We start from the raw sequence: 1,090 nt of genomic DNA, 5'->3' as shown, positions 1-1,090 counted from the left end.
CGGCGACGAAGGCGGCGAGGTCCCCGAGATCCGCCGACACTGTTCAATCCTTCGTACAGCCCGTGCTGATTGAACCGTATTATCGCGCAGTGCGGCAGCGTCTAGATCCGAGGGCGTCACACAGGAGACACCCATGACTGATCGCGACAATGGTCTCGCCAACGATCTCGGCAAAGCCGGCACCTATGCCCTGGGCGATCGCCCGGTGAGGCGTCTGGGCTACGGCGCGATGCAACTCGCCGGCCCGCACGTGTTCGGCCCGCCGAAGGACCGGGGCGGCGCCGTCGCCGTCCTGCGCGAGGCGGTCGCCCGCGGCGTGAACCACATCGATACGAGCGACTTCTACGGCCCGCACGTGACCAACCAGATCATCCGCGAGGCGCTTCATCCCTATCCGGACGATCTCGTCATCGTCACCAAGATCGGTGCGAAGCGGGGAGAGGACGCGTCGTGGAATCCGGCCTTCTCGGCGGAGGATCTCACCCGCGCGGTCCACGACAACCTGCGCCATCTCGGCGTGGACGCGCTCGATGTCGTCAACCTGCGCATCATGTTCGACGTGTCGGGACCGGCCGAGGGCTCCATCGAGGCCCCTCTCGCCGTGCTGGCGGATCTTCAGCGCCAGGGTCTGGTGCGCCGGATCGGGCTCAGCAACGTGACGGCCCGGCAGGTCGCCGAGGGGCGGACGATCGCGGAGATCGTCTGCGTCCAGAACGCGTACAACCTCGCGCACCGGGCGGACGACGCGCTCGTCGACGACCTCGCGGCGGCCGGGATCGCTTACGTTCCGTTCTTCCCGCTCGGGGGCTTCAGCCCGCTGCAATCGACGACGCTGTCCGGGGTGGCCGAGCGGCTCGGCGCGACGCCGATGCAGGTCGCGCTCGCCTGGCTCCTGCGCCGCGCGCCCAACATCCTGCTGATCCCCGGCACGTCGTCGGTCGCGCATCTCCGGGAGAACCTGGCCGCCGCCGACCTGATGCTGCCGGACGCGGCGATGGCGGAGCTTGGCCGGATCGCGCCTCCGTCCGGGGAGTGATACGATTTCGGATTAATTTGCTGGGGCTTTGCCCCTCGCCGTCATCGCGAGGCG

General features: G+C 68.5%; 1 protein-coding gene. It reads left to right on the top strand.

Annotated features, from left to right (window positions below):
- Positions 1 to 133 precede the first annotated feature (133 nt).
- The gene (locus MFF42_RS22380; RefSeq protein ID WP_238257870.1) at positions 134 to 1,036 is read left to right on the top strand and encodes an aldo/keto reductase family oxidoreductase; all 903 of its coding nucleotides are present in this window, start codon (positions 134 to 136) and stop codon (positions 1,034 to 1,036) included.
- The last annotated feature ends 54 nt before the right edge of the window (positions 1,037 to 1,090 follow it).

This window comes from Methylorubrum podarium, from assembly GCF_022179745.1.
Taxonomy (GTDB): Bacteria; Pseudomonadota; Alphaproteobacteria; order Rhizobiales; family Beijerinckiaceae; genus Methylobacterium; species Methylobacterium podarium.
This window is presented reverse-complemented; position numbering and strand designations above follow the sequence as displayed.

What these genes read in the sequence shown, in the direction of transcription:
- MFF42_RS22380 (WP_238257870.1), top strand. Translation starts at nt 134, where the DNA reads ATGACTGATCGCGACAATGGTCTCGCCAACGATCTCGGCAAAGCCGGC.